General features: G+C 51.6%; 28 protein-coding genes and 1 pseudogene. 12 read left to right on the forward strand and 17 right to left on the reverse strand.

The annotated features are described in order from the left end of the window. From KNP71_RS08095 to KNP71_RS08105, 3 genes and pseudogenes are all read right to left on the reverse strand, one after another. Nucleotides 1-1,126: pseudogene (locus tag KNP71_RS08095) on the reverse strand (IS3 family transposase); the annotation flags it as partial. 88 nt (nucleotides 1,127-1,214) lie between these two features. Beyond that, a complete protein-coding gene (gene odhB, locus KNP71_RS08100) occupies nucleotides 1,215-2,486 on the reverse strand; it encodes a 2-oxoglutarate dehydrogenase complex dihydrolipoyllysine-residue succinyltransferase (RefSeq protein ID WP_021066757.1) in 1,272 nt (423 codons plus the stop codon). Between the two features lie 18 nt (nucleotides 2,487-2,504). Continuing rightward, nucleotides 2,505-5,351 (reverse strand): 2-oxoglutarate dehydrogenase E1 component, encoded by a 2,847-nt coding sequence (locus KNP71_RS08105; RefSeq protein ID WP_131472309.1) that lies wholly within the window; start codon nucleotides 5,349-5,351, stop codon nucleotides 2,505-2,507. A gap of 335 nt (nucleotides 5,352-5,686) precedes the next feature. On the opposite strand from KNP71_RS08105, the gene KNP71_RS08110 reads away from it, so the two are divergent. From KNP71_RS08110 to KNP71_RS08125, 4 genes are all read left to right on the forward strand, one after another. Then, complete coding sequence (locus KNP71_RS08110) at nucleotides 5,687-6,622, forward strand: ABC transporter ATP-binding protein (RefSeq protein WP_214830435.1); 936 nt, start codon at nucleotides 5,687-5,689, stop codon at nucleotides 6,620-6,622. Next, nucleotides 6,600-7,337 carry an ABC transporter permease gene (locus tag KNP71_RS08115; protein ID WP_021066754.1) on the forward strand — a complete coding sequence of 246 codons (738 nt, stop codon included), beginning with the start codon at nucleotides 6,600-6,602 and terminating at the stop codon, nucleotides 7,335-7,337. The genes KNP71_RS08110 and KNP71_RS08115 overlap by 23 nt, the downstream gene beginning before the upstream one ends. Before the next feature lie 65 nt (nucleotides 7,338-7,402). After that, nucleotides 7,403-7,951 (forward strand): cysteine hydrolase family protein, encoded by a 549-nt coding sequence (locus tag KNP71_RS08120; protein WP_035385683.1) that lies wholly within the window; start codon nucleotides 7,403-7,405, stop codon nucleotides 7,949-7,951. A 106-nt stretch (nucleotides 7,952-8,057) separates the two neighbouring features. Next, entirely contained in the window at nucleotides 8,058-8,252 is a 195-nt protein-coding gene (locus tag KNP71_RS08125) for a hypothetical protein (RefSeq protein WP_021066752.1), read from the forward strand. Between the two features lie 19 nt (nucleotides 8,253-8,271). Here the strand turns inward: KNP71_RS08125 and KNP71_RS08130 are convergent, their stop codons facing one another. From KNP71_RS08130 to KNP71_RS08145, 4 genes are all read right to left on the reverse strand, one after another. Then, nucleotides 8,272-8,886 carry a class I SAM-dependent methyltransferase gene (locus KNP71_RS08130; RefSeq protein ID WP_029595922.1) on the reverse strand — a complete coding sequence of 205 codons (615 nt, stop codon included), beginning with the start codon at nucleotides 8,884-8,886 and terminating at the stop codon, nucleotides 8,272-8,274. Between the two features lie 102 nt (nucleotides 8,887-8,988). Beyond that, entirely contained in the window at nucleotides 8,989-10,896 is a 1,908-nt protein-coding gene (locus tag KNP71_RS08135; protein WP_131472305.1) for an LTA synthase family protein, read from the reverse strand. Nucleotides 10,897-11,091: 195 nt separating this feature from the next. After that, nucleotides 11,092-11,871, reverse strand: coding sequence for a sulfite exporter TauE/SafE family protein (locus KNP71_RS08140; RefSeq protein ID WP_029595924.1), 780 nt, complete (start codon nucleotides 11,869-11,871; stop codon nucleotides 11,092-11,094). A 40-nt stretch (nucleotides 11,872-11,911) separates the two neighbouring features. Beyond that, on the reverse strand, nucleotides 11,912-12,283 hold the full coding sequence (locus KNP71_RS08145) for a rhodanese-like domain-containing protein (protein ID WP_251132783.1): 372 nt from the start codon (nucleotides 12,281-12,283) through the stop codon (nucleotides 11,912-11,914). Nucleotides 12,284-12,396: 113 nt separating this feature from the next. On the opposite strand from KNP71_RS08145, the gene KNP71_RS08150 reads away from it, so the two are divergent. The 3 genes from KNP71_RS08150 (at nucleotide 12,397) to KNP71_RS08160 (ending at nucleotide 15,348) form a co-directional block, all read left to right on the forward strand. Beyond that, nucleotides 12,397-12,693, forward strand: a complete 297-nt coding sequence (locus KNP71_RS08150; RefSeq protein ID WP_214755701.1) for a rhodanese-like domain-containing protein — start codon at nucleotides 12,397-12,399, stop codon at nucleotides 12,691-12,693. Between the two features lie 69 nt (nucleotides 12,694-12,762). Further along, nucleotides 12,763-14,163 (forward strand): MBL fold metallo-hydrolase, encoded by a 1,401-nt coding sequence (locus tag KNP71_RS08155; RefSeq protein ID WP_131472301.1) that lies wholly within the window; start codon nucleotides 12,763-12,765, stop codon nucleotides 14,161-14,163. Nucleotides 14,164-14,226: 63 nt separating this feature from the next. Continuing rightward, on the forward strand, nucleotides 14,227-15,348 hold the full coding sequence (locus KNP71_RS08160; protein WP_131472299.1) for a TlpA disulfide reductase family protein: 1,122 nt from the start codon (nucleotides 14,227-14,229) through the stop codon (nucleotides 15,346-15,348). A 68-nt stretch (nucleotides 15,349-15,416) separates the two neighbouring features. On the opposite strand, the gene KNP71_RS16020 is transcribed toward KNP71_RS08160, so the two are convergent. From KNP71_RS16020 to KNP71_RS08185, 5 genes are all read right to left on the reverse strand, one after another. Beyond that, nucleotides 15,417-16,007: a YrvL family regulatory protein gene (locus KNP71_RS16020; protein ID WP_353048942.1), complete on the reverse strand. Its 591-nt coding sequence runs from the start codon at nucleotides 16,005-16,007 to the stop codon at nucleotides 15,417-15,419. Next, on the reverse strand, nucleotides 15,914-16,666 hold the full coding sequence (gene nfsA, locus KNP71_RS08170) for an oxygen-insensitive NADPH nitroreductase (protein ID WP_029595930.1): 753 nt from the start codon (nucleotides 16,664-16,666) through the stop codon (nucleotides 15,914-15,916). The genes KNP71_RS16020 and nfsA overlap by 94 nt, the downstream gene beginning before the upstream one ends. A gap of 66 nt (nucleotides 16,667-16,732) precedes the next feature. After that, a complete protein-coding gene (locus tag KNP71_RS08175; protein ID WP_214830437.1) occupies nucleotides 16,733-17,419 on the reverse strand; it encodes a hypothetical protein in 687 nt (228 codons plus the stop codon). A gap of 68 nt (nucleotides 17,420-17,487) precedes the next feature. Then, on the reverse strand, nucleotides 17,488-18,957 hold the full coding sequence (locus tag KNP71_RS08180) for a catalase (protein WP_021066643.1): 1,470 nt from the start codon (nucleotides 18,955-18,957) through the stop codon (nucleotides 17,488-17,490). Nucleotides 18,958-19,065: 108 nt separating this feature from the next. Next, complete coding sequence (locus KNP71_RS08185; RefSeq protein ID WP_214830439.1) at nucleotides 19,066-19,647, reverse strand: DUF2238 domain-containing protein; 582 nt, start codon at nucleotides 19,645-19,647, stop codon at nucleotides 19,066-19,068. Between the two features lie 154 nt (nucleotides 19,648-19,801). On the opposite strand from KNP71_RS08185, the gene KNP71_RS08190 reads away from it, so the two are divergent. The 5 genes from KNP71_RS08190 (at nucleotide 19,802) to KNP71_RS08200 (ending at nucleotide 22,672) form a co-directional block, all read left to right on the forward strand. Beyond that, nucleotides 19,802-20,215 (forward strand): VOC family protein, encoded by a 414-nt coding sequence (locus KNP71_RS08190; protein WP_214755697.1) that lies wholly within the window; start codon nucleotides 19,802-19,804, stop codon nucleotides 20,213-20,215. A gap of 93 nt (nucleotides 20,216-20,308) precedes the next feature. Next, nucleotides 20,309-20,530 carry a helix-turn-helix domain-containing protein gene (locus KNP71_RS16025; RefSeq protein ID WP_353049143.1) on the forward strand — a complete coding sequence of 74 codons (222 nt, stop codon included), beginning with the start codon at nucleotides 20,309-20,311 and terminating at the stop codon, nucleotides 20,528-20,530. Nucleotides 20,531-20,666: 136 nt separating this feature from the next. Continuing rightward, the gene (locus tag KNP71_RS16030) at nucleotides 20,667-20,984 is read left to right on the forward strand and encodes a helix-turn-helix domain-containing protein (protein ID WP_353049145.1); all 318 of its coding nucleotides are present in this window, start codon (nucleotides 20,667-20,669) and stop codon (nucleotides 20,982-20,984) included. Next, complete coding sequence (locus KNP71_RS16035; RefSeq protein ID WP_353049144.1) at nucleotides 20,981-21,880, forward strand: IS3 family transposase; 900 nt, start codon at nucleotides 20,981-20,983, stop codon at nucleotides 21,878-21,880. Before KNP71_RS16030 ends, KNP71_RS16035 begins: the two co-directional genes overlap by 4 nt. 243 nt (nucleotides 21,881-22,123) lie before the next feature. Further along, nucleotides 22,124-22,672 (forward strand): GrpB family protein, encoded by a 549-nt coding sequence (locus KNP71_RS08200; RefSeq protein WP_214830441.1) that lies wholly within the window; start codon nucleotides 22,124-22,126, stop codon nucleotides 22,670-22,672. A 149-nt stretch (nucleotides 22,673-22,821) separates the two neighbouring features. Here KNP71_RS08200 and KNP71_RS08205 read toward each other — a convergent pair whose 3' ends face one another. The 5 genes from KNP71_RS08205 to yhbY are packed head-to-tail and all read right to left on the reverse strand — an operon-like array spanning nucleotide 22,822 to nucleotide 25,314. After that, entirely contained in the window at nucleotides 22,822-23,547 is a 726-nt protein-coding gene (locus KNP71_RS08205) for a class I SAM-dependent DNA methyltransferase (RefSeq protein ID WP_214830443.1), read from the reverse strand. Then, nucleotides 23,547-23,894, reverse strand: a complete 348-nt coding sequence (gene rsfS, locus KNP71_RS08210; protein ID WP_021066647.1) for a ribosome silencing factor — start codon at nucleotides 23,892-23,894, stop codon at nucleotides 23,547-23,549. The genes KNP71_RS08205 and rsfS overlap by 1 nt, the downstream gene beginning before the upstream one ends. A gap of 10 nt (nucleotides 23,895-23,904) precedes the next feature. Continuing rightward, nucleotides 23,905-24,462: a bis(5'-nucleosyl)-tetraphosphatase (symmetrical) YqeK gene (yqeK, locus tag KNP71_RS08215; protein WP_021066648.1), complete on the reverse strand. Its 558-nt coding sequence runs from the start codon at nucleotides 24,460-24,462 to the stop codon at nucleotides 23,905-23,907. Next, nucleotides 24,452-25,021, reverse strand: a complete 570-nt coding sequence (locus KNP71_RS08220) for a nicotinate-nucleotide adenylyltransferase (RefSeq protein ID WP_058763065.1) — start codon at nucleotides 25,019-25,021, stop codon at nucleotides 24,452-24,454. The genes yqeK and KNP71_RS08220 overlap by 11 nt, the downstream gene beginning before the upstream one ends. Beyond that, a complete protein-coding gene (gene yhbY / locus KNP71_RS08225; RefSeq protein ID WP_021066650.1) occupies nucleotides 25,018-25,314 on the reverse strand; it encodes a ribosome assembly RNA-binding protein YhbY in 297 nt (98 codons plus the stop codon). Before yhbY ends, KNP71_RS08220 begins: the two co-directional genes overlap by 4 nt. Between the last annotated feature and the right edge of the window lie 4 nt (nucleotides 25,315-25,318).

Below are 25,318 nucleotides of genomic sequence, written 5' to 3' on the forward strand. Positions count from 1 at the left end.
TTGAACTCGGTGACGTCGGTGCACCACTTCTCGTCCGGTCGGGACGCGCTGAATTCTCGGTTCATCAGGTTCTCGGCCACATGCTGCGGGGATGACTTTTTGTACCGTTTTCGCTTCTGGCGGATGACCGAACGTATCTCATGGATACGCATAAGACGATAGATACGCTTCTCGTTGTATGCCGGCAGGCCATGCTGACGTCGTCTCCGGTTGACCGTCATGGTGATCCGTCGATAACCGTAGGTCCCGTTCACCTGATCGTAGAGGAGGCGGATGTCCTCTAATAGGCTTAGGTTCTCCTCCTCGCGTACCGAGACGGTACGCTTCAACCATTTATAGTAGGCGGCCCGTGAGACCTGCGCGATTTCACACAGGAGCACGACCGGGAACGTATCGGTCGTCGACATTTCCTCGATCGCCATGTAACGTAATTGTAGCCGGATTTGGCTGATCAACCTCTCCTCTCGATCTCCTCTAACTTTTTTAGGAACAGGTTCTCGGCCCGCAGGCGCTCGTTCTCCCGCTCGATCTGTTGGATGCGACGTTCGAGCTTCTCCTCGTTGGTCAGTTCCTCTTCTTGCTTCGTCCGTCCGCGCCGGTCCTCTAGCCCGTGCACGCCGTCGGCGTCATATTTTTTCGTCCAGCCGTAGACCTGGTGGTACGATACGGCGAATATCTCGGCAGTCCGTTGATAGTTCCGTCCATTGTCCAGGCAATACCTAACGATTTTCATGCGTTCTTCGAATGTGGTCTTTCTCCCTTTTGTCATAGCTCGATCCCTCCCTTTTCTCGAATCTGTTAACTCGCTATGACTAGTATACTTCTTGATCCACCGATATAGAACCGAACGACTACTGATTTGATATCTGGAGAGGACTTCCACCATGGTGACCCCGTCGAGATAGTCACGCACGGCCGCTATTTTCTGCTCCTTTGTGTACAGTTTCCATATCCTCGACTCCTTCAAGGCGTCGATTCCGCCGGTCTCGAATTTCACTTTCCACACCCGGAGGGTATGTTCAGAGACGTGATGAGCCTCCTCGATTTCCTTCCACGTATATGTTTCTTCTTCCATCATCCGTAGTGCACTCAGTTTCTGTTCGATTGAATGTCGACTTCTCGCCATAAAAAACACTCCCCAATAGAATAAACAGATTTGTTATTTCATCTGTCTACCTATTGGGGAGCATATCATCGGCATGGACCTTCTTGTATTACGCTTCGAACAACAATTGTTCTGGATCTTCAATCATGTCTTTAATGTGCTTGAGGAATGTCACGGCCTCACGACCATCGACGATGCGGTGGTCATACGAGAGCGCCACGTACATCATCGGGCGGTTCTCCATCGTTTCCGCGTCGATAGCGATTGGGCGGAGTTGAATCGAGTGCATCCCGAGAATCGCGACTTGTGGGCCGTTCAAGATCGGTGTCGACAAGAGTGAGCCGAAGACGCCACCGTTCGTGATCGTGAACGTTCCACCTGTGAGGTCGCTCAACCCGAGCTTGTTATTGCGCGCTTTATCGGCGAGGTGCAAGATGTCTTTCTCGATTTCACCGAAGTTCTTGCGATCCGCTTCGCGGACGACCGGGACGACGAGGCCGTCCGGAGCCGACACGGCGATACCGATATCATAGTATTTTTTCAAGACAATCTCGTTGCCTTGAATCTCAGCGTTCAAGTACGGCATCCGTTTGAGTGCCGCAACGGCCGCCTTCGTGAAGAACGACATGAAACCGAGTTTGACGTCATTGTCTTTGATGAACTTCTCTTGGCGACGTTTGCGGAGCGCCATGACAGCCGACATATCGATTTCGTTGAACGTCGTCAGCATCGCTGCCGTCTGTTGCACTTCGACGAGACGGTTGGCAATCGTTTGACGACGGCGCGTCATTTTGATGCGCTCTTCGTCTTTGCCGCTCGCTGCTGGTTGCGGTGCCGCTGCCGGAGCTTTCGGTGCTTGTGGCGTCGGTGCCGGTTTCGACTCGTGGCTCGTCACGTCATGGACGTTAATGCGGCCAATCGGGTCGTTCGTTTGGATGGCTGACAAATCGATGCCTTTCTCACGAGCCAATTTGCGGGCCGCCGGTGTCGCGATCGGTCCTTTGCCTGGGCTCGCGACGTGTTCTTCACGGCGCTCGACTTTCTTCGCTTCTCCGACCGCTTCGACTTTCGTCTCGGCTGGTGCTGGAGCAGTTTCTGTCGCCGCTTCCGTTTTTGTCTTCGTCGCGACAGCCGTGCCGCCACCAGTACCTGAGCTGAGGCGAGCGATCACTTGTCCGACTTGGACCGTGTCCCCTTCGGCCGCCAATTGCTCGTCGAGCGTACCCGACTCATCGGCCGGCACCTCGATGTTGACTTTGTCTGTCTCGAGTTCGACGATGGCTTCCCCTTTTTCGACGTGGTCGCCTGGCTGTTTAAGCCATGACGCGACCGTTCCTTCCGTAATGGACTCTGCTAATTCCGGTACTTTGATTTCGATCACAATGAGTTCCCCCTTAACTTATTTACGATCTTTTTGGTATGTGCTCGTGCCGGCAGCAGCCGAGACGGCGTCACGTGAGATGGCTTCACGGATGATGCGTGCTTGCTCTTGTTTATGGGCTGTCGGATTCCCTTCAGCCGGGCTCGAACGGCGGCGACGGCCGACGTAGCGGACGTTCAGACGGTTCGATGTGACCGCTTCGAGACGAGGCTCGATGTACGTCCATGCCCCCATGTTCTTCGGCTCTTCTTGGACCCAGACGATCTCTTTCGCGTTCGGATAGCGGCTGATCAATTCACGGATCTCACGGACCGGGAACGGATAGATTTCTTCGACGCGGATGATGTGCAGGAAGTCGAGTGACTCCTCTGACTTCATCGTCGCTTCTTGCAAATCGATTGCCATCTTCCCTGAACAGAAGACGAGACGTTCGACTTGCTCCGGATTCTCACCGAGACCAACTTGTTCGATGATCGGACGGAAGTTATTGTCTGACAGTTCATCGACCGATGAGGCTGCAAGCGGATGACGGAGCAGGCTCTTCGGTGTCATGATGATCATCGGACGGATTTGTTCCGTGCCGAGCATCTTCGCCTGACGACGCAAGATGTGGAAGTACTGCGCGGCCGTCGACAAATTCGCGACCGTCCAGTTTTTCTCTCCAGCGAGCGTCAAGTAACGCTCCATGCGGGCGCTCGAGTGCTCTGGCCCTTGGCCTTCATAACCGTGTGGCAACAGCATGACGAGACCTGACTTCTGTCCCCATTTGGCTCGACCGGCCGAGATGAACTGGTCGAACATGACCTGGGCCGAGTTGGCGAAGTCGCCGTACTGGGCTTCCCAAAGCACGAGCGTGTCTTGGGCGAAGACGTTATAGCCGTATTCGAAACCGAGCACCGATCCTTCTGAGAGCGGGCTGTTGTGGACCGAGAACGAGGCGTTCGCCGTCGACAAGTGGTGGAGCGGCGAGAACTTCTTGCCCGTCTCGACATCGTTCAACATGATGTTACGTTGCGCGAACGTACCGCGCTCCGAATCTTGTCCGCTCAAACGGATTGGTGTGCCGTCCGAGATGATCGAGGCGTAAGCGAGCGTTTCGGCATGGCCCCAGTCGACTTTCCCGTTGTCCGCGAACGCGTCACGGCGACGGTCGAGCACTTTTTGCAGCTTATGGAACACGCCGAAGCCTTCCGGCCAGACGAGCAATTCGTCATTCAATTGCTGGAGCACGTCACGTTCGACACCTGTCTCAACGAACGGGAAGCCTTTGTGGACCGCTTCCGGCAAGATGATGTCGGCATCTTCTTCTTCGGCCGGGACGAGGTCACGGGCCGATTTGAGACGATCTTCAATCGATTGCTCGATCGTCGCTTTGTCTTCTTTCGACATGACGCCTTCCGCTTCGAGCACGTCGGCATAGACATGACGGACCGATTTGTGTTCTTTGATGGCCTTATAGAGCACTGGGTTCGTGTTCATCGGCTCATCCATCTCGTTATGACCGTAGCGGCGGTAGCCGACCAAGTCGACGAGAATGTCTTTATGGAACTTGGCGCGATACTCGCTGCACAGTTTAGCGACAGCGACACACGCTTCCGGATCGTCCGCATTGACGTGGAACACCGGAATCTCATAGCCTTTGGCGATATCACTCGCATAACGTGTCGAGCGCGAGTCGCTCGGGTCGGTCGTGAAGCCAATCGTGTTGTTGGCGATGACGTGGACCGTCCCGGCTGTACGATAACCATTCAAGTTCGTCATGTTGAGCGTCTCGGCGACGATGCCTTGACCTGGGAACGCGGCGTCCCCGTGAATCAAGATTGATGCCGCCTTGTCGTCATGTTGGACGGCCATCCCTTTTTCAGAGCGGTCGTCTTGCGCGGCGCGCGTATACCCTTCGACGACCGAACCGACGAACTCGAGGTGACTCGGGTTGTTGGCGAGGTTCAAGCGGACCTCTTTCTTCTCTTCTAACACTCTGCGGTCGAGACCGAGGTGATATTTCACGTCGCCGGACCAACCGAAGTTGATGCCGATCGATCCTTCCGACGGAATCAATTCTTTATTCGGAGCGTGCTGGAACTCAGCGAAAATCATCTCATACGGTTTGCCGAGCACGTGCGCGAGCACGTTCAAGCGTCCACGGTGGGCCATCCCGATGTTGATATGTTCTGACCCGCTCGAGATGAGGCCGCCGACCATCGCGTCAAGGAGCGGCACCATCGCGTCGAGCCCTTCGATTGAGAAGCGTTTTTGTCCGACGTATGTCTTATGAAGGAACGACTCGAACAACTCTGTTTCCGCTAGACGTTGGAACAACTCGATTTTCTCGTTCTTCGAGTATTTCGCTTTCAATGCGCCCTGCTCGATGCGGCGGCGAATCCAACGCTTCTCTTCCATGTCATCCAAGTGACGGAGCTCGATGGCGACCGGTCCTGTATAGACGTCAAGCAAGTGACGAACGAGCTCGAGCGCGTTCGCACCCGGCTTCGGCACGTCTTCCGACAACAAGTGAGCCGGTACTTGCTCGAGGTCCGCTTCACTCAACCCGTAGCGGTCAAACGCAAATAAGCCGTGCTCGCGCGGGTGGTCTTTGAGCGGATAGATGTCGGCCGCTTTATGGCCGAGTGCCCGGATATCATTGACCAACCGTGTCGCTGCCACGACTTTCTCTAAATCAAACGATGCAGCCGGCGCGACAGGTGCGCTCGTTTCCGGTGCCCCGTGTTCGTCAAAGTATTGACGCGTCTCCGCATCGACTGATTCTGGGTCTTCCACATACTGCTCGTACAATTCAACGATATAGCCTAAGTTTGGACCATAAAATGCTTGCACTTCTTCGCGACCGTTCGACGACTCTCCCATTGAATAAATCCCCCTATCCGTTCCTGTGCGCCCGATGTGTGAACGCTTTCATTTTAACATTAAGCACGAAGCAGTTCATCCTTCTGATTCGTCCTGCAAAAAGAGCCAAATCTTGCCTCTTTCTCTCCTCTCCATACTACACCTTTCCATATGGAAAGACCCTTTCAAATTCACAATTCGTCCATACTATTTCAATAAGTTTTCCTTATCAACAAATTGTGAAATCATGCGTTTGTTTCAACAATTTCAAAAATAGGTGAAACCTTGTTTCAATCTGCCCCGTATAGTACGGTAATCCAGTTGGAAAATACTCTCAACGAAAGCAAGGTGACCTTATGTTATCCGTACAAAACGTACACAAGAAAATGGGGCAGACGAACGTCCTGACAAACGTCAGTTTTGACGTCACCCCTGGAGAAATCTTCGGATTCCTTGGACCGAACGGCGCCGGGAAGACGACGACGATCCGCATCATCACCGGACTCATGCCGGCGACACACGGAACTGTGACTGTCGACGGGTTCGACGTCTCAACAGATCGCCAACAAGCGCTCAGTCGCATCGGAGCCATCGTCGAGAACCCGGCCTTCTATCCATATTTGACGGGCCGCGAGAACTTGATTCACGCGATGAACTTGATTCCCGGCCTAAAGAAAGTCGATTTGAACGCCCTCGGCGCCCTCGTCGGACTCGAGACGAAACTTGATATGAAAGTGAAACAATACTCGCTCGGGATGAAACAGCGCCTCGGGATTGCCCGTGCCCTACTCCATAACCCGAAAGTCTTGATTCTCGACGAACCGACGAACGGGCTCGACCCGGCCGGAATCGCCGATTTGCGTAACTACTTACGGCATTTAGCCGACCATCGCGGCATCGCCATCCTCATCTCAAGTCATTTATTGAGCGAGATGGAACTGATCACCGATCGGTTCGCCATCATCGACCAAGGACAAATCAAATCGATTCAAGGTGACGGCGAAGCGAAGACGGAGAGCGTCATCCTCTGTAAAGTCGACCGCAAACAAATGAACGAGGCGCTCGATGTCGTCGCACTCGCGTTCGATGACGTGAAAATCATTCAACAATCGGCCGAGACGTTCATCGTCCCACGTCCGGAAACGGATATCCCGCACTTGTTGAAACATCTTGTCGGTCGCGACATCGCGGTCTATCAAATCGGCATGAAACACGAGACACTTGAGGAGCAGTTCTTGAAAGTGACGAAGAAAGAAGGAGGCACGAACAATGCGTTCATTACTAGCCAATGAATTTATGAAGTGGCGGCGCACGATTAAACCGTTGATCGCGCTCGGCATGTATACCGGGATTATCATCTTGACGTACTTCATCGTCCGGAGCGGCGACAATCCAGGTGACGCGGAAACATTCGTCAACTATGCGACGATGGCCGCCATGACGTTCCTCGGTATTTTCACAATCGTGTTCACAGCCGAGATGATTGGAAATGAGTTGAAATTTGATACGTTGAAGCACTTGCTCATGAGCCCGTACTCGCGTGACCGGATTTTACTCTCGAAACTTGTCGCCGCGCTCTTGATCATGCTCGTCCAATTCGTGTTCATCCTTGCCGTCACGTATGGCTTCGCCTGGACGCTCGACGGAGCATTGACGTTCGAGCAGTTCCGCAACGTCTTACTTAGTGTCTCGAGCGGCGTGTTCGTCATCTTCTTGACGCTCATGTTCTCGGTCGTCTTCAAGTCCGTTGGCGTCGTCATTGGTTTCACCGTGCTCGCGAACTTCGTTTCGACGATGATTGGCGGACTCCTCATCGCTTGGAAGCCGGACATTGCCAAATGGATCGTCTTCTTGCATACGGACCTGTCGATTTATTACCAGAGCCCTGGCTTCATGGAAACAATGGACGTAACGATTTGGTTCTCGGCGTTCTATGTGTTGATTCATATCGTCGCGTTCTATATCATCACAGCATTCGTATTCCGAAGCAAAACGTTCGCTGAATGACGATTAACGCAGTCGGCAGAGTGGTACTTCATAATGTGAGACTCATTTTGAATGGAGGGACCACGATGTCAAAGACGGCGTTACTCATCATCGACATGTTCAATGATTTCGACTTTGTCGGCGGGGAGGACCTACTTCGAAACACGGAGCCAATTGTCGACCCGATATTAAAACTGAAGCGGCATTTTAAGGCGAACGATTGGCCGGTCATCTATTGCAACGACAACTTCGGTCAGTGGAAAGACAGCACCGAGGATATCATCCGTCACGTCGAGTCGTCGAAAGGCAGCTCTATCGCAAAACGGATTGCACCGGAAGACAAAGAGTATTTCATCATCAAACCAAGGCACTCGACGTTTTACGGGACGCAGCTCGATATCTTGTTGCGTCAACTTGAGGTCACATCGCTCGTCCTGACCGGTGTCGCCTCGGACATCTGTATCTTGTTCTCGGCGAACGACGGCTATATGCGCGAGTATGAGCTCCACGTCCCGCGCGACTGTGTCGCCGCCGAGACGGACAAGCGCAACGACAGCGCCTTGACCGTCATCCACGAGGCGCTCGGCATTTCGACCGATGATGCCGACACGTATATAAAAGATACCCAGGTGTGATAAAAGCCTCTGATTGTTGGACACAGAATCCCAACATTTCAGAGGCTTTTTCGTTTTGTTTTCAGCTATGCTTGATATATGAAGAAACAATGAAGGATGTGACAACATGTATCTCACAATTGGATTATCGTTACTCGTTTGCGTGCTTGCCCTCATTTTTACGATCATGGTCGGACTCGGGAAAGACAAATCAGACTACAATCAAAAGAAAAGCTGGTCAATGGTGTCGTGGACGTATATCGTCTTGTTCCCGGTCTCATTTTTGGCGCTCGGCCTGTTATACTATTTCATTACCCGATGACCTCGTTCATCGGGATTTTTTATTTGACCGCGACGGTGATGCCGATTGGATAATGACGCGTCCCCCGCTTCGGTTCGACGAGCACGCCTCGCTGGTAATAGAACTCGGTCGATGTGAAGGCCGTAAATAATTCCTCAAACTCGGCCTCAGTGAACTGATGGGCATGGAAGGGCTCATTCGTCGGTTGCCCAACGCCTTGACCGAACGGTGTCGACAACACCAAGATTCCGCCTGGCTTCAATAAGTCCCACACGTTCGCCATGAACGCCTCATAGTCGGTGACATGTTCAATCGTCTCGAAGCTGACGATGCAATCGAACGTCCCCAGTTTGTCCGGCAACGTCCGGTCGACGACATCGCCGACGATATAGTTGACGTTCGGATGGTGATAACGCCCTTTCGCATAACGTGTCGCCTCTTCTGACAAGTCGACAGCGACGACCTCGGTCACGATCCCTTTCAAGTTCTTCGCAATCAATTGACTGCCATATCCACTCCCACTCGCAAAATCGAGGACGCGTCCGTTCATGTATAACAAGGCGAAATGGTAACGGGCGATATGTTCGAGCAACAAGCCGTTCAGCGGGTCCATGCGATCTGGGATGACCCGTTCTCCCGTATAATCTAATGTCATAAATTCTCCTTTGGAAAGCTACTGTGCTTTCATCTTAGTCTTCCTAGCACGCCACGACCACAAAAAAAGAGAAAAGATTGTCTCCAACCTTTCCTCTCCTCGTTATTGGTCTTGCTTGAAGCGAAGTAAATCCGAATAGATGAGCTGGTCGTTCATCTCAAGGATTTTATTCGCTTCTTCTTCAAGTGGCGTACATGCTGCACCATCTTCAGCGACTTCGCCAGTCTTGGCGTCATAACACATCGACTGCGTGAACAGATGGTCTTGCGTCACGACCGTTCCATCACGGAAGATGGCGCGGTCATAATGCTCTTTCGAGAACAAGTCATTCCCGAATCCGACCTGTTCAGACGTATCGATTCCGAGCAAGTGCTGAATCGTCGGGTTCATGTCGACGTGACTTCCGATTGTCTCGTGCACTTCACCCTTGTCTTGGCCCGGTAAGTGGATCGCGAACGGAACCGCTTGAAGTTTAGCCACATCGTATGGCGTCAACTCGTCTTTGCCGAGCAAGTCGGCCATCGCGTCATTATGGTTCGTCGAGATCCCGTAATGGTCACCGTAGACGACGAAAATCGTGTCGTCCCACATGCCGTTCGCCTTCAACTCATCGATGAACAAGCCGAGGGCATAATCCTGGTAAGCGAGCGCTTGCGGGAAGTTGTTGAGTGTCGTCGAGTTCGTCTCGAATTTCGGGACGAGCTCGTGCTTTTCACTCGGCATCGTATACGGGAAGTGGTTCGTGAGCGTGATGAACTTCGCGTAGAACGGTTCCGGAAGCTCTTCGAGCATCGGTACCGATTGGCGGAAGAACTCATCATCGAGTAGACCCCACTCCGTCATATCCTCGGGGTTTCCGAGGTCATAGCTGGCTTCGTCAAAGAACTTGTCGACGCCGATGTTTTGATACATCTGGTCGCGGTTCCAGAACGATTTGTTGTTGGCGTGGAACACGGCCGAGTAATAGTTGTCATCTTTGATGACTTCTGGTAACGCGTTATATTCGTTGTCGGCGTTCGTGAAGTAGACTCCTCCACGTGAGAGGCCGTAAAGCGAGTTATCGAGTGCGAACTCGGCATCTGACGTCTTCCCTTGGCCGGTCGTATGGTAATAGTTCGGCCAGTAGTGGGACTCTTCGATCAGTTTGTTCAAGTTCGGCGTGATGTACTCGCCGTTCGACGCTTTCATGTTGTGCGTGAAGTTTTGGGCCGACTCGAACGAGACAACGACCACGTTCTTGCCTTTATACTTCCCGAACATCTCCGGGTCCGGAGCCGCATAGTTCTGACGTGTGAAATTCTCGACTTCATCCAGTTCAGAACCGTCTGCGAGCGCCTTCTGGGCCGACGTCTTCGTTTGGAGCATGGCGTCGTAGACGTGGAAGTTGAACGTTCCTAAGTTTTTAACCAACAGCTCTCGGTCGAACGAGCGCGTCAACAGTTCTGGACGCTCCGTTTCGGCGAGGACGAGGTTGAACCCGAACAAGGCCGCGGCCGCACCGAACGTGATTAAGACGCGGCGTTGCGATGCCTGGCTCGTCTCGTTCATCTTCCATAGTAGGAATGGAAGCACAACGAGGTCCCCTAATAGGAGCAAGTCTTTCCATTCGAGAAGCGACAGGAATGAAGACGAGAGCGTCTCCATGTTCGACGACTGGAACAAGACCGGTACGGTCAAGAAGTCTGTGAACTCACGATAGTACGTCGTATCCGCGAACAAGATGAGCGAGGAGACGAGGTACAGACTGTACAGTGCCCACTTCCGCTTATTCCCCCCAAAGAAGAAGCTGAAAGCGAACAGGAACAACGTGAAACTGAGCGGGTTGATGATGAGGATGAATGCCTGGACCGCGTTCTCGGCCGGCATATTGAAGAAGAACTGATACGCGATCAGCGACTTCGTCCATAACAGGATGGTGAACATCCAAAACAGACGGTGTGTCTTGAACGAGTCGAGCGCCGTCTGGCGGAAGCGGTCCATCCTTCCTTTCGATTGATTCATGGGATTCATGTAAACACTCCTTATATGGAATTCAAGTTAAAGATTCATTTTCTTTTTAGACGTATAAGCTATATTTTAACGTTCCCTTGAACTCAATTCAACTAATTGACGTTTACAACTATACACAAACTTAACAATCCGATTGCAATGTTTACGAAAAAAAGACTACCGAGTCGCCTCGGTAGCCGATTACGAGTGATTCGCTCACCCGATGATATCCATCCAAATTTTTACTGTACTCGCTAAAATGAGTAACGCTAAAATCATCTGCAGTGATTTCGTCTTCATGTTTTTACCGACGTTCGCGCCGAGCGGTGCGGCGATCAAACTGGCGATAATCATGATGACGGCAGGTTCCCACACAATTTGGTCGGTGATGATTTTCCCTGCTGTCGAGCCGATTGACGAGATGAACGTGATGGCGAGCGAACTCGCGATCGCCATCTTCGTCGGAATCCGGAGCACGACGAGCATAATCGGCATCAAAATGAACGCGCCTGCCGCCCCGACGATTCCCGCGGCCACCCCGACGACGAACGCCGAACTCGCTGCAATCACTTTATTGAATGTGACTTGGTCGAGCGGGACGTCCTCGACGTTCTTTTTCGGTAAGAACATCATGATTGTCGCAATCGTCGCGAGCACGGCGTAGACGACGTTAATCAAGTTCTCAGACAAGAGCGTCGAGCCGTAGCCGCCGATGAAACTCCCGATCAACACGGCGACACCCATATACAGGATGAGCTGCTTGTTCAAGTAGCCGCCTTTCCGGTATGCGTAAATCCCACCGATTGTCGCGAAGAAAACTTGAATCGCGCTGATTCCCGATACTTCATGGGCGCTGAACGCTGCGAAGCCGAGAAGCGGTGGAATGTACAACAGCATCGGATATTTAATAATCGATCCGCCAATCCCGACCATCCCCGAAATGAACGACCCGATAAAGCCGATCAAAAAGATGGTGATAATAAATCCAAATTCCATATTAACTCCTCCAATTCCCTACCCTCTATATAAGTAAGTTTTATTGTTGTTCCCAAGCAATCATGCCGCCTGAGATATCATAAATTTCCGTGTAGCCACGTTCTTGCAACAGCTGTGCCGCTTGAGCACTTCGATTTCCGCTCTGGCAGATGACATAAATCGGTTCATCTTTCGGATAAGGTAATTCGGTTGCATTTAATGATGAAAGTGGTGCGTTCACCGCTCCTTCAATATGCCCCCCCTCGTATTCATCCACTTCTCGGACGTCTAACAAGGTTATTTCTTCGTTTTCCAATCTGTTTTGTAGTGTTTCGACGTCGATTTTTGTAATTTCACTCTCATCTGACGTAAAAAGAACGATTCCGACCGTCGCTAGCACTAAAATCGATACAATCATCATGTTTTTCTTCAATTTTCGACCTCCGATTCTTTTTCTTGCATTCAGTATACCTCAGGGGGTATATTAAAAACAACGAAAGAAACTCACTTCAAAAATTCTTGAATCACAAAGGAGATTTATCACTCATGAAAACCATTTCGACTACTGAACTAGAAAAGTTGCTTCAATCTGATGAGACGCTTAACTTGATTGATGTTCGAGAGACAGACGAATTTGCAGGTGGCCACATCAAGCAAGCGAAAAACGTCCCACTCTCTGAATTCGGTGCGAAAGTCGATGAGCTCGATCGTTCGAAACCGATTCACGTCATCTGTGCGGCAGGCGGACGAAGCATGAACGCTTCGGCTTACCTCGACTCACTCGGCTTCGATGGCGTCAACGTCGATGGCGGCATGATGTGCTGGACAGGTGAAACGGTCTAACAATCTTCTATATATACAGTTAAAAAAACACAGTCGTTTACAGTCAACTATTCTTAGGGGGTATTCCACATGTTATTACGTTATTTCTATGATCAAAAATTAGCACAAGCATCTTATATGGTCGGTTGCCAAATGACCGGCGAAGCCGTCGTCATCGACCCGGCCCGTAACATCACACCGTATCTTCAGGAAGCTGAAAAAGAAGGCATGAAAATCGTCGCGACGGCTGAGACTCACATCCACGCCGACTTCGTATCAGGTTCACTCGAGCTTGCGAAACGCACCGGTTCAACAGCTTATCTCTCAGACGAAGGTGACGCGTCATGGAAATATGCGTTCGCGAAAGACATCGATTCAAAACTCGTCAAAGATGGCGACACGTTCAAAGTCGGTAACGTCACACTCGAAGTCATGCATACACCAGGTCACACGCCAGAACACATCTCGTTCTTGCTCTACGACCGGAACCAAACACAACCGATGGGCATCTTCACAGGCGACTTCGTCTTCGTCGGCGACATCGGTCGTCCTGACCTGCTCGAAGAAGCAGCCGGCGTAAAAGGAACGACAGCCATCGGTGCCGAGCAAATGTTCAACTCGCTCAAGAAGTTCAAAGCTCTTCCTGACTTCGTTCAAGTCTGGCCGGGCCACGGTGCCGGCAGTGCCTGTGGGAAAGCACTCGGCGCCATCCCGACATCGACAGTCGGTTACGAGAAAGCGACGAACTGGGCACTTCAAATGACTGATCAAGATGCGTTCATCAAAGAGTTGACGACGGATCAACCAGAACCGCCGAACTACTTCGCAATGATGAAGAAAGTAAACAAAGAAGGCATTCAAGTGACGAACATGATCGCTCGTCCGGAAGTCGTCGGTACGGACCGCCTCGACACGCTCGTCGACGAGACACAAGTCGTCGATACACGTACAGGGGAAGAATTCGCCAAAGGACACGTCCCTGGCACCATCAACATCCCATACAACACGAAATTCGTCTCATGGGCCGGCTGGCTCGTCAACTTCGACAAAGACATCACGCTCATCGCGAGCGCGGAAGACGTCGAACAAGTGCAGACGGATCTTCAATCAATCGGTCTCGACCGTCTCCGCTTCATCGTCCCAGTCGAAGAGCTCGATCAAGAACTCTTGACGGAAACGTACACGGACGTGACAGCGGAACAAGCGATTGAATCAGCTGAAAAAGGTGACGTCTTCGTCCTCGACGTCCGGAATGCGACGGAATGGAACGCGAGCCACTATGAGAAAGCAGAGCGCATCCTACTCGGTAAGTTGGCGCGCGACCACGAAGGTCTCCCGACAGACCAAACGATCGCCGTTCACTGTGCGTCAGGCGTCCGTTCACGGATGGCCGCGAGCGTGCTTCAATCACTCGGCTACAAGGATATCCAAAACATCCTCGGTGGCTACGGTGCGATGAAGACTGTCCTCAATGCAGAACAAATCGGCTAATGCTATACTACAAACAAAGAAAGCGCCCACTCGTCTGGGCGCTTTTTCTCTAGGAGGGATTGTGTGATTGCGATCGGTCCATTGAACGTTCGACTCGATTTACTGGCTATGATGGTCAGCCTGCTCATTCTCTACATCGGTTTTAAAAAAATCGGCTTATCGGAAAAAGACCGCGACGCCGTCCTCGGCACATGGTTCGCCGGTTTCCTCGCGTGGAAAGGAAGTGCAATCGTCCTCGGTCTCGCGTCGACGGGTAGTTTGGCCTTATCCCTTTATGCGACCGGGGGCACGTGGTCAATCCTGATCGCCGCTGGTGTGATTGCATTTTTCGTCTACCGGCTCTCGCCTAGCCTTCGTGGCTATTGGTTGTTCTCGGCCTTGTTCCTTTGGTTTGCGATGACGCTCGTCGTCCCGAAATATGGGACGCTCCCGCTGCTTTCTTCATCGCAACCGCTCCATCTCTATATGGCCGCCCTCATCGTCTTACTGCTTATCGCGACGTGGCGCTGGATGCGGACACCGACGCTCGGAGCACTGCTCTGGACGGGGGTCGGTGCATTTTCGATTTGGTTGATCGGGTCAATCGTCACCGGTACGTTCGAGTTGTGGTGGGTCATTCCGTTCTTCCTTCTAATCGCCGTCGCCGCCTACGTGGCGCGACCGTCCCAGAAGACCCTTCAATACGGACTCGGTCTCATCGTCGTGCTCGCCATCATCAACGCCAGCCTACCAGACGAGACACCACGACTCGAAGCCGGTTCGTCTCAGACCGGTTTGAACATTGGTCAAGTGCCACCGAACTTCGAATTGAAGCGGACGGATGGGACGACGTTCAACTTGAGTGAGTTGCGCGGCGAACGGATCGTCGTCAACTTCTGGGCGTCGTGGTGCCCACCGTGTCGGGCCGAGATGCCTGACATGGCCAAGTTTGCCCGTGAACAAGACGATGTGACCATCGTCGCCGTCAATACGACGACGAGCGAACGGGATGTCGCTGATGCCGAATCGTTCGTCGCCCCGTATGAAGATGCGTTCGAAGTCGTCTATGACGAAGAAGGAATCGTCGGGGATGCGTATCGGATTCAGGCGATGCCGACGACGTACGTCCTCGATGAAAATGGAGTCATCGTCGCCAAGCAATTCGGCGCCATTGACCACGCCTGGCTCGATGCTCAGACAAATTGAAAATAAAGGAGCGGTTTTCTCTCGATTGAGAAAAGCCGCTCCTTTATTTGTCTCGCCGGTAATTCTACTCATCTTTTTTCGTAAGCTTCAAATTCTTTTGAACCTCGTTTTGGAGGATCAGGATCTTGTTGAATAGATAACCACCCTACTAGACCTGTGACAAGCGAGAACAGACTGATCCCCAGTTGAGAAATCGACACAGACGTCATCAATCGGTCAATGATGTTAACAATGATGAATGTACTCATGATGTGAAGGAACAAAGCTAACATCCCTGTATGTGATTGGATGACATTGAGAGTCGTCAACGCCTTCAATAAAGCCGACAGAAACAAGTTAATCGGGATCTCTGACAGTCCGTATACGAGGAAGAAGAGGAGCAGACTCCACAACGATTCATATTGTAGACCGAGTATTTTCAAGATTAGAAATTCAAGAGATGTAAACACAATCAATATGATTGAAATAATCAACGTACAAATCAATAAAGGTTTGATTCCTTTTATCGTGATTGCCCCCTTCTGTTTAGACAGCGTCCCCAAATTAAAAACCGCCTGAGCGGTTCTTAATTTTGCTTTGAATAACCTTGAGTCTTCAAGAAGTCTTTTACGTCGAGCCGGGTCGGTTTCGATAACATCCGTCCCATTTGTCCGGTCCACGTATCGCTTCGTTGGTTCGACCCACGGGCCGCGTAGTAGTCGTGAATCGTCGCATCATATGCATCGAGTTCTTGTTTCAGTTGCTCGGCGTCTGCGACGTATGTGTTCTCGTGATAAATATGCTCGAGCGGGAGGCGCGGTTTTTGACCTTCGACGTGCTCCGGTACACCGACGGCAAGTCCGAAGAGCGGCAATACCCGCTCCGGCAGACCGAGCAGTTCCTTCACAGCGAACATATCATTGCGAATCCCACCGATGTAACAAATGCCGAGGCCCATCGATTCGGCGGCCACGACGGCATTTTGCGACGCGAGCGCGGCATCGATGACCGCGACAAGCAACTTCTCGTCCGTCTCGAGCGTCGCATTCACTTCGGCCTCCCGCAGTTCTCCAATCAACTCGTGTCGATATAGGTCGGCGCAGAAGACGAAGAAGTGACCGTTGTCGATGACGTATTGCTGGTTGCCGGCGATTTCGGCCAGACGTGCTTTCTTCTCCGGGTCGGTCACCCCGATGATGGAATAGGCTTGGATAAAGCTCGACGTCGACGCGCGCTGGGCGCTCTCGACGATGAGCCGGATTTGTTCGTCGGTCAACGTCTCGTCCGTGAACGAGCGGACAGAGCGGTGGTTCAGTAGTGTTTCGATGACTTGATTCATGAAGCATCCCCCTTTTTTCTTATCTTGGCATAACCACAAGATCGGGACAATTTTGAAAGCTTCTATTCAGACATCCACCTCAAAAATCGCCCACGGTAGCCAAAGGACAGATTCTGTCTCCACGTCTTCTTGATTGCTGTATGTACAATAGCGTTCCGCTTCTTCAAATGTCGATATGAATCCGTGTCTATTCAACTGGAACGAGAACTGTTTGGCAAAATCTTGTTCTAGCCCATTACATAGATACGAATGAAACATGCCATTCTCATAACCGAGCACTTCGTACCCGAGCAGTCTCCCTACTGGCGCGCCGCATCCATGTCGCAATAAACGTTCGACACCATAACGCTCAAGACTCTCTCCTTCGTCCCCTTCTGCTAAAAAGTCAGCAACATAAGACTCAGGCAAACCGAGTTCAATGATGTCGAGCTCGATGTGAGAGAAGAAACAATTGCGAAATCTCTTGGCGAGTTCAACCGTCTGAAACGTTTGAGGGTATCCGAGGTCCCCACTCTCTTGATGAATCTCCACCCATTCCGTGAGCTTAAAGAACGCTTCTTCGCTAAGTCGCAGTCGTTCTCGATACGCCTTCTTACGCTCTTTTGAAGTCCCCCAAAGCACATCGAGCGCCGGGTGTTGCTCACAAATGCATGCACTTGCTGATTGTACGGACTCCGGAATAAGTTGCGCGTCCATATAAGCTGCTCGTTTTGTACGTTCAATCAGCAAATATCCCCCACTTCGTATATTCATCTCATCCCCTCCACTTTCTAGTATACGCAAAAAAAGCAGAGTGGCCTGTTCCCACTCTGCTTGCGTGTTTATTCTGTGACTTGACTCAAGAACGGTGTGATATCGACGTTAAGTGCTTCCGAGAGACGCGCGCCGAGGTCGCGGTCGGCCCGGTAAAAGTTGCAGATCAAGAGGAGCACCGTGTTTTCATGGCGAACTTCTTTAATATGCGCCACCAAGTTGTTCACGAGTGCCGTCTTCTCTTCTTCCGAGTAGCGACGGTACACTTCTCCAGCTTGACCGAAGTCGTTCGTCTTCTCGATTTTTTGACGTCCGGCCACGCCTGAGAGTGGTTGTTCCGTCTCGATATAAGCCGCATCCGGTTTCGGTGCGTCCTCATAGCGGTTCGGTTCATAGTTGACCGGGCTCGTTTGTTGTTTGAACGGCATCACGCCATCACGCTGATTGTTCGACACTTGTGCGAACGGACAGTTGATTGGGAGCTGCAAGTAGTTCGCTCCGATCCGGTAACGTTGCGTATCCGAATAGGAGAACAAGCGACCTTGGAGCATTTTGTCTTCCGACGGTTGAATCCCAGGTACAAGCACGCCCGGGTTGAAGCCGACCGATTCCGTCTCGGCAAAGTAGTTGTCGACGTTTTTGTTGAGCGTCATCGTACCGACGAGCTGATACGGGATGACGTCTTCGAACCAGTCTTTTGTCGCGTCGAGCGGATCGAAGTCGAAGTTGTCCATATCGGCCGGGTCGAGGATTTGGACGTAGAGATCCCATTCTGGGAAGTCGCCTTCCTCGATGGCGTTGAACAAGTCGCGTGTCGCATGGTTGAAGTCTTCGGCCTGTACTTTCGCCGCGTCTTCCATCGACAAGTTTTTAACCCCTTGTTTTGGGACCCAACGGAGTTTTATGTACACCGTGTTTCCGTATTCGTTGACCCATTTGAATGAGTGGACCGATGAACCGCGCATATGACGGTATGAGGCTGGAATCCCTTCATCGCTGAACAAGTGGATGAGCATGCTCGTCGATTCCGGCGTGAGCGACATGAAGTCGAAGAAACGGTCTGGGTCTTGCAAGTTCGTCCGTGGGTCCGGTTTGAGTGAGTGGATCACGTCTGGGAATTTGATGGCGTCACGGATAAAGAAGACCGGTAAGTTGTTTCCAACGAAATCATAGTTCCCTTCTTCCGTGTAAAACTTGACCGAGAATCCACGTGGGTCACGAAGCGTCTCTGGTGAGCCAAGACCATGGATGACGGTTGAGAAGCGAGCGAAGATTGGTGTCTCTTGTCCCTCTTCCTGCAAAAATTTGGCTTTTGTATATCGTTTCATGCTATTTTTAACTTTGAAGACACCGTGTGCTCCGGCACCACGGGCATGAACGACCCGTTCCGGCACGCGCTCACGGTCAAAGTGGGCGAGTTTTTCAATGAGTTGATAATCTTCGAGAAGTGTCGGGCCGCGGCGACCCGCTGTGATGGAGTTGGCGTTATCCCCGATTGGGACGCCTTGGTTAGTAGTTAGACGACGATGTTGATCCATATTGTTGCCTCCTCTTTATAATCATTCTTACAAAGTTAATGATATTAAAAGATAATAATTATTACAAATAAAACGCTCGAGCTATGCTCGGACGTTTTGCAATCGCTTTCAGTTTTTACGTTTCTTGTGTTGTTCTTTTCGGTGAATCTCGGTCACGAGCAAGGCTGCGATAACGCCGCCGAGTGATCCGGCAACGAGATCGACCATCGTGTCGTCGTTCCCGTTCCCTTGCATCGTCGTGTTCAATAGCAAGTCCGATGTGAATTCATACATTTCCCAAAGTGCCGCCCCGGCCATCGCGAAGACGACGATATAGACGAAGACGAACCGCTTCGGCATCTCAAGTCGGATGTCCTCATCAAGTCGACTTAAGAAATCAAAGCCGAGAAACGCCAAGAAGACGCCGCTCAACACGTGAAGAAACGTGTCCCACCAACCGTTCGAATATAAGCCGACAATTGACCCCAAGTACTGCGACGCAAACAAGAATAAGATATAGGCGACTTTCATTTTAGCGTCGAACTCGGTTTTGAACGTCTTCTCGAGGATGAACGGAATCAAACCCGACACGATTCCCGCCCCGGCGACGCTCGCGTCAAACCACTCTCCTTCGATGATCGACGTGACGAGTATGACCGCCATGAACAACACGAACCCGAATTCCAGTAGACGTCCTCGTGTCAGTTTCATCTCTGCGCGCCTTCCTTCGTAAGAATGTCTCACCTACCGTATTCCCGTTTCAGCGACCGTTTCAACAATCCCGTCCGAAAATTCGTGCTTTTGTCGGATTCTTCCGTCATCAGTTTGTCTCATACTGAAAGAAACGATTCGAGGAGGAACACTCATGCCGATCAACCCGTATCTCAATTTCAATGGCGACTGTCGCGACGCCGTCCTGTTTTATGCCGACGTCTTCGCCGAGCCCGCCCCGGACATCATGACGTTTGCTGCCCAGCCTGGACCGGACGGTGAACCGGTACCGGATGAGCTGGCCGACCTCGTGCTCCATGCCCGTCTAAGCGTCCACGGCACTTCGCTCATGTTTTCGGACGCGATGCCGGACGGTCCGGTCACGTTCGGACAGAACATCACGCTCGCCGTCGTGACAGATGACCTCCACGCCATCCGTCGTGAATTCGAGGCCCTATCTGACGGCGGCCGTGTCCTCATGCCGCTCCAAGAGACGTTCTGGAGCAAAGCGTACGGTATGGTCGAAGACCGTTTCGGTGTCCAATGGCAATTCAGTCACGAGGCTTGACCATGACAAAGACCCCATGCTACTTGATATGCTCCCCAATAGGTAGACAGATGAAATAACAAATCTGTTTATCTGATTGGGGAGTGTTTTTTTATGGCGAGAAGTCGGCATTCTATCGAACAAAAACTGGGTGCGGTGCGCATGATGGAAGAAGAAATATATAGTTGGAAGGAAATCATGGAGGCCCATGACGTCTCTTGGGATACCCTCCGGGTATGGAAAGCCAAATTCGATACCGGTGGAATTGACGCGTTGAATGAATCGAGGACACAAAGACTTTACACGGAGGGATCAGAAAATCGCGGCCGTGCGTGACTATCTCGACGGTCTCACTAAAATGGAAACCCTCTCCAAGCATCACATCAGTAGTTGGTCTGTTCTTTACAGATGGATTAAGAAGTATACTGGTCATAGCGAGTTAACAGATTCGAGAAAAGGGATGGATCGAGCTATGGCCAAAGGAAGAAAGACCACATTCGAGGAACGGATCGAGATCGTCAGATATTGCCTGGAGAACGAGCGGAACTATCAACGGACAGCCGAGCTATTCGCTGTGTCTTACCAGCAGGTCTATGGCTGGACGAAAAAATATGACGCCGACGGCGTGCATGGGCTCGAGGACCGGCGTGGACGGACGAAGCAAGAAGAGGAACTGACCAACGAGGAGAAGCTCGAACGTCGCATCCAACAGATCGAGCGGGAGAACGAGCGCCTGCGGGCCGAGAACCTGTTCCTAAAAAAGTTAGAGGAGATCGAGAGGAGAGGTTGATCAGCCAAATCCGGCTACAGCTGCGGTACACGGCCATCGAGGAACTGTCGACAACCGACACATTCTCGGTCGTGCTCCTTTGTGAGGTCGCGCAGGTCTCACGGGCCGCCTATTATAAATGGTTGAAGCGTACCGTCTCGGTACGTGAGGAAGAGAACTTGAGCCTACTAGAGGACATCCGTCTCCTATACGACCAGGTGAACGGGACCTATGGCTATCGACGGATCACCATGACGGTCAACCGCAGACGACGCCAGCATGGCCTGCCGGCATACAACGAGAAGCGCATCTATCGTCTCATGCGCATCCACGAGATCCGTTCGGTCATCCGCCAGAAACGAAATCGGTACAAAAAATCGTCACCACAACATGTGGCCGAGAACCTGATGAACCGAGAATTCGGTGCGTCCCGATCGGACGAGAAATGGTGTACCGACGTCACCGAGTTCAAATATGGTGCCGGGAAGAAGGCGTATCTGAGCGCGATCATCGACCTGTATGACGGCTCGATCGTCGCCTATCGTATCGGAAAGTCCAACAACAACGGGCTCGTCTTCCATACGATGATGCCGGCCATCGCGGGGCTCCGTACAGGAGCACGTCCGATGATCCATAGTGACCGAGGGTTCCAATATACCTCGAGAGGGTTCAAACGCATGGTAGAAGACGCGGGACTGACCCACAGCATGTCCCGGATCGGACGTTGTCTCGACAACGCCCCGATCGAGAGTTTTTGGGGCACCTTGAAAGTCGAGATGTACTACTTGCGTGAGTTCCAGGCCTATAGCGAACTCACATCGGCCATCGAGGCCTACATATCGTTCTATAACCATGATCGTCTCCAGAAACGACTAAACGGCTTGAGCCCTGTCGAATACAGGGCTCAAGCCGCCTAGGCTAGTTTTCATTATTTGCCCTGTCTACTTGACGGGGAGCAGTTCAACTTGCGATGGGGTTTTTCGACTCTTTTTATGATTAGCATTATGACGGGGCCATGAATCAACACTGAATTACTTATGAACGGAGAAACAAGCCTGTAAGCAACATGAGATAAAAATAATCTGGTTCTCTATATCGCGTTTTAAAATGAGGTTCTGCGTATAAAGTGAAAAAAACTTTCAGGGAGATGGGATAAACTCATGAAAGAAGACAAACACGAACACTCAAATATTCCGATTTGGGCTTATGAGACTATTGAAATAGAAGATTCTAATGTGCAGTGGGCACGGTTAGGTCTACAAGAAACAAGAGAGTTGTTCGACTTACTTTCAAAGTTTGGCATCAAGGAAGCGGAACACATAGGTAGTACGGCCGTTCCTGGTCTACCCGCAAAACCGATTATAGATGTGATGATTGGGATCGAATCGTTTGAAAAAATCCACGATATTGTTGATACGTTAACGTTGCATGATTGGCACTATGTACCACCTGAACTAGATGGACAATCCTGGCGGAGATTTTTTGTGAAAGTAAAAAATGATAAGCGAGTTGCTCATTTACACATCATGAAAATAACAGAAGATCGTTGGGGAAAACAGATTGAGTTTCGAGATAAATTACGAGACAATCCTTCGCTTGTAAATGAGTACGGGCTTCTTAAAAGACATTTAGCAAAAGAATTTCGTAATGACCGAGAAAAGTATACTCAAGCTAAAGCTGCCTTTATAAATCAAGTATTAAACACCTGACTTGGAGGCATGGAAACACGAATTGGGCAAACATGACTGCAGCAATGCTTCACTTCGGGCAGAACCATCAATAAAAAAAGAATCAGACCGCATATTGCGATTTGATTCGTTAACAGCTCGAGACCTCATCGCAATCGATGGGGTCTCGTTTATTTCTGGGCGACAAAAAAGATTCGTTCTGCGTTCGGGCCCGGAGCTTGGTCCGTAAAGTCGGCCGTGACCGATTTCACATGGAAGCCGGCTCCGATGAGCCATTGCATATATTGCCCCGGCTCATACGTCTGTTGCTCATGCGTCTCTTCGACACGCTCATACGTGCCATCCTCAAGGGCGACAAAGAACGTCAAATCGTGAACGACCGAGAGCGGTGCTTCGCCTGGGTCGGCGAACCAGATATACGAGCAATCTTCCCCGTTCGAGGCATACGTCTTCTGGTTGAAAAGCGTCTGCATCTTGTTCGGCGAATGCACATCAAACATGAACATGCCGCCCGGTTTCAATTGTTCGTACACCGCCTCGAACGTGTCGATGACATCGGCCTCATCCTCGAGATAGCAAAGCGAGTCACAAAGGATTGTCACGGCGTCGACCGGGTGTGGCAATTCAAGCTCCCGCATATCCTGTTGCCAGAGCGGAAGCGTGATGCCTGCCTCGAGCGCTTTCTCTTGGGCGACTTCGAGCATCGACTCAGATAAGTCGAGTCCGATCGTCTCGTAATACTGCGCCAAGCGAATCGTCGCCGAGCCCGTCCCGCATCCGACGTCAGCAAGCGATGCACCGTCTTTGACATGGCGGCGCACGAAGGCGACCCAGTCCTCGTACGGGGCATCTTTCATCAACTCATCGTAGACGTAGGCGAACCCTTCGTACGCCATTAGCCGACTTCTACTTCCACTTGTGGCGCATCTGCCCACAGTTTTTCAAGGTTGTAGTAGTCGCGGTCATCGCGATGGAAGATATGGACGACGACGTTTTCGAGGTCAGCGAGCACCCAACGTGCCGAGTCCATGCCTTCGAATTTGTGGAGCGGAAGCTCATGCTCTCCGGCCACGTCTTTGATTTCGCGCGCGATCGCTTGGACTTGCTTCTCTGAGTTACCGTGGCAGATAACGAAATAATCTGCAACTGGTGAGATGCCTTCCATGTCGAGGACGACGATATCTTCGGCACGCTTATCGTCAGCGGCCTTCACGATCAATTCTAATTCTTCTTTTACAGTCATACTGTACCTCCTAGGGTGTTTTCACAAAATGGTTATACGTCTCAATCGTCAGCGGGAAAATCCGCACCGACTTGTTCAATAAATAAGCAATCGTCTGGCGCAACGTCGCGACGACGGCCGCTTCGAGCGAACGATCCGCGAGGTCACGTAAGACGTCGACGCCGGGATACGACCGATTCGGTTCGATCGCGTCCGCAACGAATAAAATCTGGTCAAGCCGGGACATGCCCGGTTCTCCGGTCGTGTGGTTCTTGATGGCCGACACGACGGCCGGGTCAAGGTCGTACGCTCGGTCTAACAGGATGGCCCCGACCGGCGCATGCAACAGCTCGTCATCGAACGCAAGCAAGCTCGGATCGAGGTTCTCCTCGACCACGACTTGCCGCATCATGTCGGCATCCAAATATTTCGCATAGTCGTGCAGCATCGCCGCGAGTCGCGCCGCTTCCACATCGGCACCGTACAAGCGGGCCAACCGGTCGGCCGTCTCGACGACACCGAGCGTGTGGATGTAGCGTTTCTCGGGCAACGTCGCCTCAATCAATGATTGTGCTTCCTCATACGTCATACAAGTCGCGCTCCTTGATATAAGTTTCGACATCGAGCGGGACGAGATATTTGATGGACTTGTCCCGTCTCGTCCGCTCCCGGATATCGGTCGACGAGATCTCGAGTTGCGGCATATCGATCGTGCGCACATCTGCCTGTTTCGGGATGCGGTAGCGGCTGCCCGGACGCGCGACAGCCCCGAACGTGACGAGGGTGACGAGCGTCTCGTAATCGTACCACTTCTCAAGTGATTCGAGCGAGTCCGCCCCAATCAAGAAGAAGAACGTGTCGTCCGGAAACAAGTCCCGCAACCGTCTCATCGTCTCGACCGTATAGGACGGTTCGTCACGTTCAAACTCAATCAAGCTTAGTTTGAACGCAGGTTGATCTGCAATCGCCCGCCGGGTCATTTCGATTCGGTCTTTAGCCGGGCTGAAGCCCGCCTTGTGCGGCGGAATCGCCGCCGGCAGAAACCAGACCTCATCGAGTTCCAACTGTTCGCGCGCCTGTTCGGCGATCAATAAATGACCGAGATGTGGCGGGTCGAACGTGCCTCCCATCAGGCCGATGCGGCTCATGGGAGTTTGATTTGGCGATTTTCTTTCTCAGTCGCCTGTTTGTACAAGACGATGACTTTTCCGATGACTTGAACGACTTCGGCTTTCGTGCCTTCAGCCAATTCTCCGGCTACGTCTTTCGGCGTATCGGTACAGTTTTGAAGCACTTGAACTTTCAAGAGCTCACGTTTTTCGAGCGCGTCGCTGATGTCTTTGCACATCGCTTCACTCACTCCATTTTTTCCGACTTGATAAATCGGCGAGAGGTGGTGTGCCTCGGCACGTAAAAAGCGTTTTTGTTTACCTGATAACATACTA

The sequence above is a fragment of the Exiguobacterium sp. s56 genome, from assembly GCF_018618255.1.
Classification (GTDB): Bacteria; Bacillota; Bacilli; order Exiguobacteriales; family Exiguobacteriaceae; genus Exiguobacterium; species Exiguobacterium chiriqhucha.